Source organism: Rhodoglobus aureus, assembly GCF_039527955.1.
In the GTDB taxonomy this organism is placed as follows: domain Bacteria; phylum Actinomycetota; class Actinomycetes; order Actinomycetales; family Microbacteriaceae; genus Rhodoglobus; species Rhodoglobus aureus.
In genome coordinates this window covers 25951-40082 of the sequence record NZ_BAAAKW010000030.1, presented here as the reverse complement: position 1 = coordinate 40082, position 14132 = coordinate 25951, and the positions used below count along the sequence as shown (strand labels likewise).

General features: G+C 59.5%; 14 protein-coding genes. 2 read left to right on the top strand and 12 right to left on the bottom strand.

The genetic code is table 11. The features are described from left to right. Positions 1-45 precede the first annotated feature (45 nt). The 12 genes from ABD112_RS08455 to ABD112_RS08400 all read right to left on the bottom strand — a co-directional run bounded on the left by ABD112_RS08455 (position 46) and on the right by ABD112_RS08400 (position 11827). Entirely contained in the window at positions 46-501 is a 456-nt protein-coding gene (locus ABD112_RS08455; RefSeq protein ID WP_343924953.1) for a type II 3-dehydroquinate dehydratase, read from the bottom strand. Between the two features lie 28 nt (positions 502-529). Beyond that, on the bottom strand, positions 530-1606 hold the full coding sequence (gene aroB / locus ABD112_RS08450; protein WP_343924951.1) for a 3-dehydroquinate synthase: 1077 nt from the start codon (positions 1604-1606) through the stop codon (positions 530-532). After that, complete coding sequence (locus ABD112_RS08445) at positions 1603-2112, bottom strand: shikimate kinase (protein WP_343924949.1); 510 nt, start codon at positions 2110-2112, stop codon at positions 1603-1605. The genes aroB and ABD112_RS08445 overlap by 4 nt, the downstream gene beginning before the upstream one ends. Beyond that, positions 2102-3307 (bottom strand): chorismate synthase, encoded by a 1206-nt coding sequence (gene aroC, locus ABD112_RS08440; RefSeq protein WP_343924947.1) that lies wholly within the window; start codon positions 3305-3307, stop codon positions 2102-2104. The genes ABD112_RS08445 and aroC overlap by 11 nt, the downstream gene beginning before the upstream one ends. A gap of 81 nt (positions 3308-3388) precedes the next feature. Next, positions 3389-4255, bottom strand: coding sequence for a shikimate dehydrogenase (locus ABD112_RS08435; protein ID WP_343924945.1), 867 nt, complete (start codon positions 4253-4255; stop codon positions 3389-3391). An 11-nt stretch (positions 4256-4266) separates the two neighbouring features. Next, a complete protein-coding gene (gene mltG, locus ABD112_RS08430; RefSeq protein WP_343924943.1) occupies positions 4267-5667 on the bottom strand; it encodes an endolytic transglycosylase MltG in 1401 nt (466 codons plus the stop codon). 2 nt (positions 5668-5669) lie between these two features. Then, positions 5670-6131 (bottom strand): Holliday junction resolvase RuvX, encoded by a 462-nt coding sequence (gene ruvX / locus ABD112_RS08425; RefSeq protein ID WP_343924941.1) that lies wholly within the window; start codon positions 6129-6131, stop codon positions 5670-5672. Positions 6132-6134: 3 nt separating this feature from the next. Further along, entirely contained in the window at positions 6135-8789 is a 2655-nt protein-coding gene (gene alaS / locus ABD112_RS08420; protein WP_343924939.1) for an alanine--tRNA ligase, read from the bottom strand. A 46-nt stretch (positions 8790-8835) separates the two neighbouring features. Beyond that, positions 8836-9063: a hypothetical protein gene (locus ABD112_RS08415; protein WP_343924937.1), complete on the bottom strand. Its 228-nt coding sequence runs from the start codon at positions 9061-9063 to the stop codon at positions 8836-8838. Positions 9064-9131: 68 nt separating this feature from the next. Beyond that, complete coding sequence (locus ABD112_RS08410) at positions 9132-9494, bottom strand: DUF948 domain-containing protein (protein ID WP_343924935.1); 363 nt, start codon at positions 9492-9494, stop codon at positions 9132-9134. A gap of 117 nt (positions 9495-9611) precedes the next feature. Next, on the bottom strand, positions 9612-10241 hold the full coding sequence (gene rpsD, locus ABD112_RS08405; RefSeq protein ID WP_343924933.1) for a 30S ribosomal protein S4: 630 nt from the start codon (positions 10239-10241) through the stop codon (positions 9612-9614). 254 nt (positions 10242-10495) lie between these two features. Beyond that, a complete protein-coding gene (locus tag ABD112_RS08400) occupies positions 10496-11827 on the bottom strand; it encodes a replication-associated recombination protein A (RefSeq protein WP_343924931.1) in 1332 nt (443 codons plus the stop codon). Positions 11828-11979: 152 nt separating this feature from the next. Here ABD112_RS08400 and ABD112_RS08395 point away from each other — a divergent pair, with 152 nt between their 5' ends. After that, positions 11980-12774: a peptidylprolyl isomerase gene (locus ABD112_RS08395; protein WP_343924930.1), complete on the top strand. Its 795-nt coding sequence runs from the start codon at positions 11980-11982 to the stop codon at positions 12772-12774. 85 nt (positions 12775-12859) lie between these two features. Further along, positions 12860-14089, top strand: a complete 1230-nt coding sequence (locus ABD112_RS08390; protein ID WP_343924929.1) for a DUF349 domain-containing protein — start codon at positions 12860-12862, stop codon at positions 14087-14089. The last annotated feature ends 43 nt before the right edge of the window (positions 14090-14132 follow it).

Here is a 14132-nt window from a genome sequence, read left to right as displayed (position 1 = left end):
AAAAGCGCGGTTCCGTCGCGAAGGCGACAAATGCGACATTGCAGTCTAACTGAGTCGCCGAGCAACTGCGTCGAGGCCGAGAATGTACGACTCGAAGCCAAAGCCAGCGATCACACCGGTGGCAACACCAGAGATCACGCTCGTGTGGCGAAACTCCTCACGCGCGTGCGGATTCGTGATGTGCACCTCGACGAGCGTAAGCCCTGCGCCTGTCACTTGGGCTGCAGCATCCCGCAACGCGTAAGAGTAATGAGTAAAGGAAGCAGGGTTCATGATCACTGGTGATCCCGTGTCAATTGCCTCGTGCAACCACGAAATCAGCTCTGTTTCGCTGTCAGTCTGACGAAAGTCGAGCGACAGCGCGGCCGCGGTTGGGAGACTACCGGCGTGGGCCTCGAGAGCGGCACGAAGGTCAACGAGTGTTCCCCCGCCATAAACGTCAGGCTCTCTGCTGCCAAGCCGACTGAGGTTGGGCCCGTTGAGGACAAATACTGTAGTCACCGCTCCACTCTAGCGAGGCGAGCGCCAGCTAGACCCCGACTTCTTGGTACGCCGAATAAAGCATCGCTTCGTCTGGCCCGTTCAGCATCGACGTTCGGCCAACCGAATCGAGAACCACAAAGCGGATCATGCCCGCACGAGCCTTCTTATCGCGCTGCATCGTCGCAAGCAGTGTTTTCCAGCGACCAAGGGGGTAATCGATGGGCAAGCTCAGCGACTGCAGGATGCTGCGGTGCCGGTCGACAACTTCAGAACTCAGCGAACCAGCAAGGTGGGCAAGTTCCGCAGCAAAGACCATGCCGACCGCAACCGCAGCACCATGGCGCCACCGGTAACGCTCAGCATGTTCAATGGCGTGGCCCAGGGTGTGGCCATAGTTCAGAATCTCGCGGGCGCCAAAATCCCTGAAATCCTCGGCAACAACACGCGCCTTCAGTTCAATGGAGAGCTCGACGACCCGACGGAATGACTCCGAGTGAGGGTCAGTCACGGCATCGACATCAGCCTCAATGAGGTCGAGAATCTCGGGCACAGCGATGAAACCGCACTTCACTATCTCCGCAAAACCGGCCAAAATCTCGTTACGAGGCAGGTCATCGAGAACATCGAAATCAGCCACAACAGCGCTTGGCGCGTAAAACGACCCCACGAGATTCTTACCCTCAGCGGTATTGATGCCTGTCTTGCCGCCGACTGCAGCATCAACCATCCCAGCGACACTCGTGGGGCAGTGAACAACCTTTATTCCGCGCAGCCAGGTTGCCGCAACAAAACCAGCGAGGTCAGTCGTTGCCCCGCCGCCGAAACCCACTACGGCATCCGTGCGAGTGAAGTCGGTCTGGCCCATGATCTGCCAGCAGAACGCGGCAACCTCAACGCGTTTAGCGTCTTCGGCATCCGGAACCTCGGCAAGGAGAACTTCATACTTCTCCGCAAGCGAGTCGCGCAGCGCGTTGGCACGCGCACCCAACGTTGCCGGGTGGATGATCAACACCTTTGCGACACGGGGGCCAAGCTGTTCTGCAAGTTGCGGCAGCAACCCTCTCCCGATGAGTACGTCGTACGGGTTCGCGCCGGCGACCGGGATGATCGTGGTTTCAGTCATTGTTGTTGGGTTCCCAACCAGTCGGCGATCTCTCGCGCGACTTTTTCCATTGGCTTCAGTGAGGTATCGATCGTGAGCGACGATAGCTCGTCGTAGATGGGCCGACGGGTCTCGACCAGCTTCTCCCACTCATCGGCGTTCTTGGCGAGCGGACGTTTGCTGCCCGCTATGCGCAGACGAGCAGCAGCCTTCGACATCGTCAATTGGACAACGCGGTGCGATGCGAGATCTGCGCGCGTGGCGAGATTGAGCACTGCGCCCCCACCCAATGTGACGACGGCGGGTTCGAGCAGAGCGTTTGCCACCGCTTCGCGTTCGCGCTCCCGAAAGTACTCTTCGCCGAACTCGGCAAAGAGCTCAGAAATTGGGCCGTGTGAAGCTACGACAATCTTGTCGGTATCGATTAGTGGGACATCCAAAATCTTGGAAAGCTTCTTTCCCGCTTTGGTCTTTCCCGAACCGGGTGCGCCAATGATGACTACGATCGCTCCGCCATCATTGAGCATAGGTAGCCCGAGTCGTCTGAAGAGCGTCAGGAATTGCAGCGAGATACGACTCAAGGTTTCGCTTGGTCTCGCCGAGCGAATCCCCACCGAACTTCTCAAGTACAGAGTTCGCGAGGGTGAGAGCAACCATCGCTTCTGCGACGACGCCAGCAGCCGGAACCGCACAGACGTCAGAACGCTGGTGGTGCGCCACTGCCGCTTCACCTGTCGCAATGTCGACGGTGCGAAGAGCACGAGGAACAGTGGAGATTGGTTTCATTGCGGCACGTACACGCAGCACGGTGCCGGTCGACATTCCGCCCTCGATGCCGCCTGCACGATCACTCTCACGAGAGATGCCTTCGGCGGAGTGGACGAGTTCGTCGTGCGCGACGGAACCACGGCGGGCAGCAGTCTCGAAACCGTCTCCAACCTCTACGCCCTTAATCGCTTGGATGCCCATGAGTGCGGCTGAAAGCTGTGAATCGATTCGGCGATCCCAGTGCGTGTACGAGCCAAGACCCGGCGGCAAACCGTAGGCGAGAACCTCAACAACTCCGCCGAGAGTATCGCCATCTTCGTGAGCGAGATCCACTTCGGTAACCATGCGCTGTGAAGTCTCTGGATCGAAGCACCGCAGGGGGTCGGCGTCGAGAATTGCCACATCGCCAGGAGTTGGCAGTGGGCTCCCGTCCGGCGCGCGCACTGTGCCAATCGAGAGGGTGTGACTGACAAGGCGGATACCGAGGCCGTCGAGGAAAGCGCGAGCAATAGCACCGAGAGCAACCCGTGCCGCGGTTTCGCGGGCACTCGCGCGCTCAAGAACGTTGCGAGACTCAGAGAAGTCGTACTTCTGCATGCCCGTGAGATCGGCATGACCGGGGCGCGGACGGGTAAGGGCAGCACCACGACCCTTGGGCAAAGTTTCAGGATCAACCGGCACGGGGCTCATGACCTCAACCCAGCGAGGCCACTCGGTGTTGCCGATCCGCAACGCGACGGGGCTACCCATGGTGAGGCCAAAACGGATTCCGCCACTCAGCGTGAGCTCATCCTGCTCAAACTTCATGCGGGCACCACGGCCGTAGCCGAGCGTGCGGCGCACTAAGTCTGCCTGAATTTGTTCAGGTGAGATGGGCACGCCTGACGGCATCCCCTCAAGAATTGCGACCAATTCTGGGCCGTGCGATTCACCGGCCGTTAACCATCGAAGCATACGTCAATCCTCCCACACGAGAGGGTGCCAGTTTTTACCCGGAGTGAAGCTTCCCCGCCTCAGGTCCCTGAACTCGCGTGATCAGGAGTGGTCGTGGCTCGCCGGAGATTCAATCGCGGCGCGCATCGCGTCAATCGCATCAGCTTCGCGAGCAAGCGGAACGTCTGGCGTGCCCGCAGCAAAGATGCGCACTTGGGCGATTGCCTGATTGATCAGCAGATCGTGACCGGAAATCACGGTGCCGCCGACGGCCATCCAACTCTTCGCGACCTCGCTGGGCCACGGGTCGTAAGCGACATCGAACAGCGCGGCTGCGGTGCGCACGCTCTCGTCGAAGTGCAGATCCATTGCCCCACCGGGAACCGTGGAGATGATGACGGAAGGAATCTCGACCGACAACGCTGCTTCTTTCCACTGCCGAACCACCACGCTCGCACCGAGTGATCCGCCCAACTCCTTCAGCGGCTCAGCTTTCGCGGGGGTGCGCGCGAAAATCTCTATGTTCTGTGCGCCCATTCGAATGGATGCCACGAGCAACGATGACGCGGTGGCTCCGGCCCCGAGGATCCACACTGACTCCAGGCTTGACAGCCCTGCATCGAGAAAGCTGCGCATCGCGCCTTCGACATCGGTGTTATAACCGCGGAGACCGTCATCGGACATCACGACAGTGTTGGCACCGCCGACGAGCTCCACGAGCGGATCTGTCCAGTCGAGCAGTGGTACCACGTCACGCTTGAGCGGCATCGTCAACGACAAGCCACGCCAACGCCCATCAAGGGCACTGAGGAAAGCCGGCAGAGCGTCCCCAGACAACTCGACGGCGTCATATTGCCAGTCAAAACCGAGAGTCGCATAGGCCGCCCGATGAATCGCTGGGCTCAATGAATGCGCGATCGGAGAGCCAAGAACAGCGAGCTTCGAACGATCGGATGCCACAGGAGGCATGCGTGAACTCTCTAGCAATAGCTCCCATTTTCTTCATTCTCGGCGCACCAGTCGCGGAGTTGCTGCGCTGCCGCTTCGTGGTCATCGACGTTGGTCGTGAAGACCGTTTCGCCTGTCGCGAGGTTGATCGGCACGAAGAAGAGCCAATCCCCCGCAACAGGATTCATCGCTGCATCGATCGCCAACTCGCCGGGAAGTCCGATAGGACCGACGGGCAGTCCAGGGTTCGCATAGGTGTTGTACGGGTTGCTTGCATCGGCGCGTTCGGCATCCGTCGTCCACACGGTGTGCAGGTTTCCGGTGCCGTAGGCGACTGTCGCGTCAGACTGCAGCAGAATATCCTGGTCGAGCCGGTTATAGAACACTCGAGCGATCTTGTAGAAGTCGTCAGTGTTCGGGCCAGCCTCACGCTGCAGGAGCGCTGCCATAGTCAGAATTCGGTAGCGGTCCTCAACGGCGACACCAGCGGCATCCAACTTCTCGTACATCGTGTTGACCATCAGATCGAGCACCGCGTAAGGGTCTTGGGCGCCGTTGAGGTCGTAGGTTGCCGGGAACAGATAGCCCTCGAGGCTGATTGCTTCGGCGGGGAGCTCAAAGTGGGCAAGATCTTCGGATGCTGCCTGCACGTCTGCCAGAGCGATGCCTGTCGTCTCAGAAATAATCTCAAGCGCATCGGGCAGAGTCGTGCCCTCCGTGATCAAGAGCCTGTCGGTTACCTTGTTCTCAGGGTCGAGTAGTGCGTCGAGCGCAGACTGAGCGCTCATTTCCTTTTGGAGCGAGTAGTTGCCAGGGAAGAATGCAGGGTCGGTTTCCTGGGACAGCAGCAGATTGTAGAACGCATCGAACGTCATCGTGACGCCGGCGACGTTCAAGCTCCGCGCAATATCGGAACCAATATCGCCTGAGTTGACCGTAACGACTACCTCTTCGCCATTTCCCGCGCCCTCGAAGTCGTTCGGCACTTCCCATCCGAGCACTTCGCGGATCTTCTCTTCGTAGTTGATCCAGCCGTAAGCCGCAACCGCTGCGCCGGCCAAGGCGATGACGAGAAGAGGGAGCCCGAGAATGAGCCAGAGACGGCCCTTGCGTCGAGGGGGTCCCACCGTCGAAGACTCGGCGACGGGGTCGGCTGAGTTCTGTGACCTGCGTGAGGTCCGCGTCTCTTGAGCCTCTCGCGCCTCGCGACGCGTCATAGGCTGTTCACCAGAAGGCGCCAGAGGGGTAGCCGCTTCTGCGCCTTCTGAACCTTCTGAACCTTCTGAACCTTCAGCGCTGCCTAAACGGTCATCAGTGCTTTCAATGCTTTCAGTGCCGTCTGTGCCGTGCAATGCTGCAGCGCGGGCTGACTTGGGTGCACTCTCACTGGATTGATCGCTGAAGATGTCTTCCCAGTTCGGTTCATCAGCCATAATCAGGATCCTAGCGTCGGTTCGACAAGCTCGCCTGGCGGTCTCGCCGCTGAGCGCTCGAAGTCGAGGGCGTGTTGCAAAATTATAACGGCGGCTACCTGATCGACGACCGAGCGAGAATTCTTAGCCGTTCGACCGGATGCCCGCAGTGCAGAGTTCGCACTCATCGTTGTCATCCGCTCGTCGACGAGGCGCACAGGAAGATCCGAGCTGTCGGCGAGTTGTTGGGCGAACTCACGAGCATCGCCCGTGGACGCAGTGTCCCGACCAGAGAGAGCGATCGGGAGGCCAACAACAAATTCCACAGCATCGTGTTCCGTCGCAAGGGCGAGAACTAGTTGCACGCTGCGGTCAGCACGCTGAATAGTCTCTACTGGAGTCGCCAGCATCCCGTGCGGATCGCTGCGCGCGACACCAACCCGTACCTTGCCAACGTCAATGCCGAGTCGAGTACCCGAGCGCATCGGCTATGCCGAGAGGGTCGACGTAATCAGCGCGAGCGCGTCAGGGATCGCTGAGGGGTTCGCGCCACCGCCCTGAGCAATATCGGGCTTACCGCCGCCGCCGCCGCCGAGCACGCCAGCAGCAGCCTTGGCGAGTGCACCGGCAGCAAAACCGTGAGCACGAGATGCATCGTTTGTTGCCACGATCACCGCTGGCTTGTCGCCGACCGTCGCAGCGAGTGCTACGACTGCTGCTTCAGAGCCCAGTCGTTCACGAACTGACTGCACAAGTCCGCGGAGGTCATCGGTCGACGGAAGTTCGCCAACATTTTCAACGACTGCCTTTACCGAACCCAGCATCTGGGCGGTCTCGACCAAGGCGGGTACACGCTGGGACAACTGGCCAGCCTCGAGTTGGGCAATCTTGCGCTCCGCCGACTTCAGGTTCGCCATAAGTTCAGCGATCCGGTCGGGCAACTGCTCCCGCGGCGTCTTCAGGTTGGTGGTCAGTTCGGACACGATTGCGCGTTCGGCAGCGAAGTTGCGGAACGCATTCATACCGACGAGTGATTCAACGCGGCGGTTTGACGAACCAACTGACGACTCGCCGACAAGCGAGATCAGGCCGATCTCGGCCGAGCGGCCGACGTGGGTTCCCGCACAGAGTTCGAGCGACCACGGTCCACCAATTTCGACAACACGAACAGAGTCACCATATTTTTCTCCGAAGAGTGCCATCGCGCCCAAGTCTTTGGCGTCATCAAGCGCCATAATTCGGGTCGTGACCTCGAGATTGTCGCGCACCGCAGTGTTGGCGACTTCTTCAATCTCTGATTTGGTCTCGACCGATAGCGCTTGCGACCAGGAGAAGTCCAACCGCATGTAACCGGCCTTGTTGTACGAACCCGACTGGTGAGCATCCTTGCCCAGAATCTGACGCAATGCAGCGTGGATGACGTGGGTTGCCGAGTGCGCCTGGGTCGCCCCACGGCGCCATTCAGCATCAACAAGCGCGGTAGCCGGGTCTCCGACTCCGACCTCGCCAGCAGTCACTTGGACCTTGTGGCTGATGAGCCCCTTCACCGGGCGCTGTACGTCGAGCACTTCGAGGTGATAGCTGGCCCCGACGATTGCGCCAGCATCCGCTTCTTGGCCACCGGATTCCGCGTAAAGCGAGGTCTCGGCGAGGATCACTTCAGCAATTTGGCCGGATATCGCACGCGACACTGACACGCCATCGACGATGATTCCGATGACGCTTGAGTCGGTTTGGAGGTTTTCGTAGCCCGTAAAAGTAGTTTCGCCCAGCGCCCGGAATGCGCCGTAAACCGAAAGGTCGGCGAGGAACTGCTTCTTGGAGCCGGCATCTGCCTTCGCACGGTCACGCTGCTGCTTCATGAGTGTGTCGAAAGCGTCACGGTCTACGGACAGGCCAGCTTCGGCAGCCATCTCGAGGGTGAGGTCGATCGGAAACCCAAAAGTATCGTGCAGCAGGAATGCGGTGTCACTCGGTAATTCTGACGCGCCGGACTTCTTGGTGTTCTCGACCGCTGTATCGAGGATCGTTGTTCCACTCGCGAGGGTGCGCATGAAGACGTCTTCTTCAGCAAGAACGATGCGAGAGATGCGGTCGTAGTCCTTCTCCACTTCGGGGTAAGCAGCCTTCATGGCGTCCCGAGATTCCGGGAACAGCTCAGCGAAAGTTGTGCCCTCGACGCCGAGCAGACGCATGGCGCGCACCGTGCGCCGAAGGAGGCGCCGCAGAACGTAGCCGCGGCCCTCGTTGCTCGGGGTCACGCCGTCCGCGATGAGCATGAGGCTCGATCGCACGTGGTCGGCGACTACTCGCAACCGAACGTCGGCTTCGTGATCGGCACCGTAGGTGCGACCGGAAAGTTCTGCTGCTTTGTCGAGCACTGGGCGAACCTGGTCAATCTCGTACATGTTCTCGACACCCTGCTTGAGGAACGCGACGCGTTCCAAGCCCATCCCGGTGTCGATGTTCTGCTTGGGAAGTTCGCCGAGAATCGAGAACTCTTTGCCCTTGCCTTCACCGCGGAGGTACTGCATGAACACGAGGTTCCAGATTTCAACGTAACGGTCGTCGTCGGTAGCGGGGCCTCCGTCGGCGCCGTACTCCGGGCCGCGGTCGAAGAAGATCTCTGAACAGGGTCCAGCTGGCCCAGGCTGCCCGGTCGACCAGTAGTTGGTGTCCATGCCCAGCCGCTGGATGCGCTCATCCGGCAGACCGGCCGTGTCTTTCCAGTATGCGACCGCATCGTCATCGTCTTCATAGACGGTGACCCACAGGTCTTCTGGTCGGAATCCGAGCCCACCATCAGCCTCGGGCAGAGTCAGAAACTCCCACGCGAACCCAATAGCTTCCTTTTTGAAGTAGTCGCCGAACGAAAAGTTTCCGTTCATCTGGAAGAACGTACCGTGGCGGGGGGTCTTGCCTACTTCTTCGATATCGAGTGTGCGGATGCACTTCTGCACGCTGGTTGCGCGGTCGTACGGTGCCGGCACTAGGCCGGTCAGGTACGGAACGAAGGGAACCATGCCCGCGACCGTAAACAACAGCGTCGGGTCATCGCTCACAAGCGATGCTGAAGGAACGATGGTGTGACCACGGTCACCAAAATAGGTCAACCAACGGTTCTGAATGTCTGCGGTCTGCATGGGATCCCCGGGAACTCAATAATGCGGCCCGAGGGCCCTGAATGTCTTACTTAGAACGCTGCGAGAAGTCCGAGAGGGCCTCTTCGGCCTCGCCAACCGCGGCGCGAAGCTCTGCTTCACGTTCGCGATAGCCGTCAACAACCGCACTCGTAAATTCGCGAGTCTTGCTGTCTACATCCGAGAAGAACTGCTTGCCTTCAGGAGTTTTGGCTACCTGATGTGCTGCTACAAAACCGACTGCGATGCCAACAACGAAAAGAACTGCGCTCTTCATAATTTCTCCTTCAGATTGGGGTGCAAGAACGGTGCAAGAACCGTACTAGCTTAGGCGGTTTAGGTGCCTCAGCGGCGGCGCTTCGGGCGGATGCTCAGCACAGCCGCACGCACGCCAGCGCTGAGTCCGGCGATCTTGATCAGTGGGCCGCCAACGGTGGCGGCTGCTAGCGCGATGAGCGCGGAGACGTTGCCCGTGGTTTCCTCGACGTTGCGCGTGATCGCATCTACGCGAGCCAACTGGCGGTTCGTCTCAGAGATCGTGGCCGTCGCCTCGGTCAGCATGGGGTCAAGATTGTCGCTCACTCCACGGATGGCTGAACTAGTTTCGTCGAACACGCGACCCAGCTTGAGCAACGGAATTGCCAGCAACCCCACGAGAATTGCGAATACTCCTGCCGCAATGAGCCCTGCGATATCTCCGCCAGTCATGGCTACTCCGATCAGTCTCAAAAATAGTGGTAGTTACACGCTATTCGACAAACACTCCAACATGCCGCCGAACGCGAAAAAGGGCCGAGGCGTAAGCCCCGGCCCTTTCCACGTTAGTTAGCGTGCTGCGTAGTACTCAACAACGAGCTGAACTTCGCAGGTCACGGGAACTTCGGCGCGCTTCGGGCGGCGCACGAGGCGTGCCTGCAGCTTGTCGATTTCTACCTCAAGGTAGCCAGGCGTCTTCGGAAGAACATCCACGTGTCCGCCAGCTGCGGCAACCTGGAAGATTTCCATGCCTTCGCTGCGAGCCTTGACGTGCATGAGCTGTCCAGGCTTGACGCGGAACGACGGACGGTCAACGAGCTGGCCGTCAACCAAGATGTGGCGGTGAACGATCATCTGACGAGCCTGAGCGGTCGTGCGGGCGATTGCCGAACGAACGAGCAAAGCGTCGAGACGCATTTCGAGCTGCTCAACCAAGTTCTCACCGGTCAGACCGGCGGTCTTCTGAGCCTCTTCGAACTGAATCTTTAGTTGAGCTTCACGGATACCGTACTGGGCCCGTAGACGCTGCTTCTCGCGAAGACGAACAGCATAGTCGCTGTCCTGCTTGCGCTTGGTGCGGCCGTGCTCACCCGGAGCATAGGGACGCTTTTCGAGGTACTTTGCCGCCTTCGGCGTGAGGGCAATGCCCAGTGCGCGCGAGAGGCGAGTCTTGCTGCGGGTACGTGACTTAGTAGACACAAGATCCTTTTCGATTGATTCAAGTAAGAACACTCTGGTGATTACTCGCACGCGAACGCGCGTACACAACACACCAAAAGAAAGTAGAGGGATGGCCCAATGGAGACTGGTCGGCTACAGACCTTTGCTCCGCGATATCCGGTTTCATTGCAGCCGCGCGCCGAAACCGTATCGATGGGACGCATAACTCTAACACGCTGAGCCAGCCGACGCCGCGAAACACCGCGCCCTTCGTCACCCCGCGCCTGAGAGTGCTAATCGCGGTGAATGATTTCTCGTAACTTGGCTAAACGCGCCGACACTTCTCGCTCGTTTCCGTTGTTTGTCGGCGTGTAGTACTCGGTGCCCTTCAGCACGTCGGGCAAATATTGCTGATTAACGACGCCAAACTCCGAATCGTGAGAGTACCGATAGCCCTTACCGTGGCCCAGCCGCTTCGCCCCCGGATAGTGCGCATCGCGAAGGGACTTAGGCACACGACCGATTTTGCCCGCACGAACGTCAGCAATCGCGGCATCCAATGCCACGTAAGCTGCATTCGACTTTGGCGCAGTTGCGAGATAAACAACGGCCTCAGCCAACGGAATGCGACCTTCGGGCATGCCGATCAGTTGCACAGCGTCGGCAGCCGCCACAGCAATCACCAAAGCTTGCGGATCAGCTACCCCAACATCCTCGGCAGCACTGATGATCACGCGTCGAGCGATAAACCTCGGGTCTTCGCCGGCCTCGATCATCCGAGCCAAGTAGTGCAACGCCGCGTCGACGTCAGATCCACGCACCGACTTGATGAATGCGCTAGTGACGTCGTAATGCTCATCACCCTGACGGTCGTAGCGCAGCAGGGCACGATCAACCGCGTTAGCGACGTGTTCTGCCGTCACCACTACGGGGGTTGCCGCGTCGTCGTCGTTAGCGGCTGACACCGCCGACGCCTCAAGAGCCGTCAGTGCGCGTCGAGCGTCGCCAGAGGACAGCCGAACGAGTAGCGCGCGCGCTTCTGGCTCGAGCGACACCGCACCTTTGAGCCCGCGTTGATCGCTCACTGCACGGTCAATCAACTCTCTCAGGTCGTCATCGGCGAGCTGATTGAGTGTCAAGAGAAGGGACCGCGATAGCAATGGGGAGATCACTGAGAAGGACGGGTTCTCGGTGGTCGCGGCAATCAAGATCACCCAACCGTTCTCGACACCGGGAAGTAAGGCATCCTGCTGCGCCTTGCTGAACCGGTGAATCTCGTCGAGAAAAAGAACCGTAGAGACCCCATAGAGATCGCGAGCGGTGAGTGCTTCATCCATCGTCTTGCGAACATCTCGCACACCGGCCGTCACCGCAGAGAGCTCCACGAACTTGCGCTGCGAATCTCGCGCTATGGCCTTGGCAATGGTGGTCTTGCCGGTTCCAGGAGGCCCCCACAGAATAATGGATGCCGAACCGTGACTACCCTCGGCATCTGACGCGAGGCTCATGAGCGGCGAGCCGCGCTGAAGCAAGTGCTTCTGGCCGACAATCTCATCCAGCGCCAGCGGACGCATACGCACAGCAAGAGGCGTGGCCCCGCTGTGAAGACTTGCGGAAGCATCCATAACCCAATCGTAATCGTCTGCACTGACCCAAAGAGCAGCGATCGCGCTCAGCGCTGGAACGCCGTGGCGTTTGGTCGAGATTCGCACGAGACCGTAAGGTTCAGTGTGGCGTTCCTACGACCGCGGCGAAATCCGCAATCCTTCAAGGAGTAATGGTGGCATCCAACAAGAAGCATTCACGCGCGCAACGAGACGCTCGGGAACGCCTGCGCCACTATTCTGCTCGCAACGCAGTTCATGAGGGCACTCTCGCGCGACGCAAGCGCGACAACCTGCTTTCTGTTGGTGTCGGCCTCATCGTGATTGCCCTCGTAGCAACAGCTCAAGTGTTCTACTTCAGTGACGGGCCCGGAACGCCAGCACCAGCGCCGTCGTTTACGCCTGAACCGTCCGCGGCACCCCAAGAGAATGTCGGCGACGTGCCGGATGCGTCAGTATCTGAAGACCGTATCTGGACCGGCGAGCTCACGCTCAACGACGTCGCTCTCGGAATCGAACTCGATGGAACAGCGGCACCCCAAGCCGTCGCCTCGATTGTTGACGCCGTTGCCTCTGACTACTACGGAGGAACGACCTGCCACCGCGTCGTGAAAACGGAGAACGCTGGTCTCATTCAGTGCGGCTCCCTCGACGGCACCGGCGCTAGCGACGCCGACTACGCCTATGGGCCCATTGAAAACGCGGGAGTCGGCGGGTTCTACCCGGCAGGCACCATCGCGATGGCACGCACCGGCAACAACGCCTTCTCAAATGGACACCAGTTCTTCATCGTCTTTGACGATGCAATAATCCCTGACGACACCGCCGGCGGCTACAGCATTGTCGGTACGGTCGTTTCTGGTCTCGATGTTTTGCAATCCGAGATCATCGCTGGAGGCATCGTCGACGATGCCGAAGATGGAGCGCCGGTGACTGCCACAAGCATCACGGGCTTCACGATCCAGTAACAGCGTCAACGACCGCAAGCGTGGTTGTCCTAAGCTTGGGTTCACCCGGGCAGCGGCTTCCGGCATAACCAGCAAGGTGAAGTAATTGGCTACACAGGAGCAGAACCAGTGGGGACGCGTCGATGAGACGGGTACGGTCTTTGTACGCGAAGCAGAAGGCGAACGCGCTGTCGGTCAATATCCCGATGGAACGCCAGAAGAGGCTTTGGCTTACTTCACCCGCAAGTACCACGAACTTGCCGGCCAGGTAACGCTGCTCGAGCAGCGCGTGAAGAACGGTGCGCCCGCTGCAGACGTCGCTAAGGCGATCAGCACCCTCAACGAGTCCATTGCGACAGCCAACGCTGTCGGCGACCTCGCTGCGCTCGCCGCTCGCGTAGAGGCCCTCGGTGGCTCAGTAACTAAACTCACCGAGAAGCAGGGCGAAGAAGCCAAACTTGCACTCGGCGAAGCGATCGCTACCCGCACAGCACTCGTGGTTGAAGCCGAGACTCTCGCTGCCGCCGACCCGGCAAAGGCTCAGTGGAAACAAGTCACAGCCCAGATCGATGACATCTTTGGGCGTTGGAAAGCACACCAAGCAGATGGCCCTCGCCTTCCGAAGGCAGAAGCTAACGAGCTGTGGAAGCGATTCCGAGCCGCTCGCAGCACGATCGACACCCACCGCCGTGCGTTCTTCGCCGAACTCGACACTGCTCACAAGCAGGCACGCGCCGACAAACAAGTACTTGTTGACGAGGCCGAAGCTCTCGTCTCACAGGGTGTTGACGCAATCCCGAGCTACCGACGCCTCCTAGATCGCTGGAAGGCTGCTGGCCGCGCTGGCAAAAAATTTGACGACGCACTATGGGCGAAGTTCAAACAAGCTGGCGACGTGCTCTACGCCGCTAAGTCTGAAGTCGACGCTCAAGATAACGTCGAGTTCACGGCGAACTGGGATCTCAAGAAGGCGTTGCTCGACGAAGCCGAGCCACTCTTGACCGCTACCGACCGCGCTCAAGCAAAAAAGACACTGCTGTCGATCCAAAAACGCTGGGACGAAATTGGCAAGGTCCCCCGCGACAAGATCAAAGTCGCAGAGGAACGCCTGCGAAAGATCGAAACTGCCGTGCGCAAACTCGACGAGGATCACTGGAACAAGAGCAACCCAGAACGCCAAGAACGTTCCGAGGGATTCTTGGGCCAGCTCCACGAAGCAATCGCCAAGCTCGAAGCCGAACTGGCTGAGGCTCAGGCCAGCGGCGACGCTAAAAAAATTGCGGCAGCTCAGGATGCGCTCGATGCGCGCAAGGCATGGCTCGGCGCGCTGAAGTAACAGACCGTCCACAGGCCGATGGTTTGTCCACTGAACTGACGTT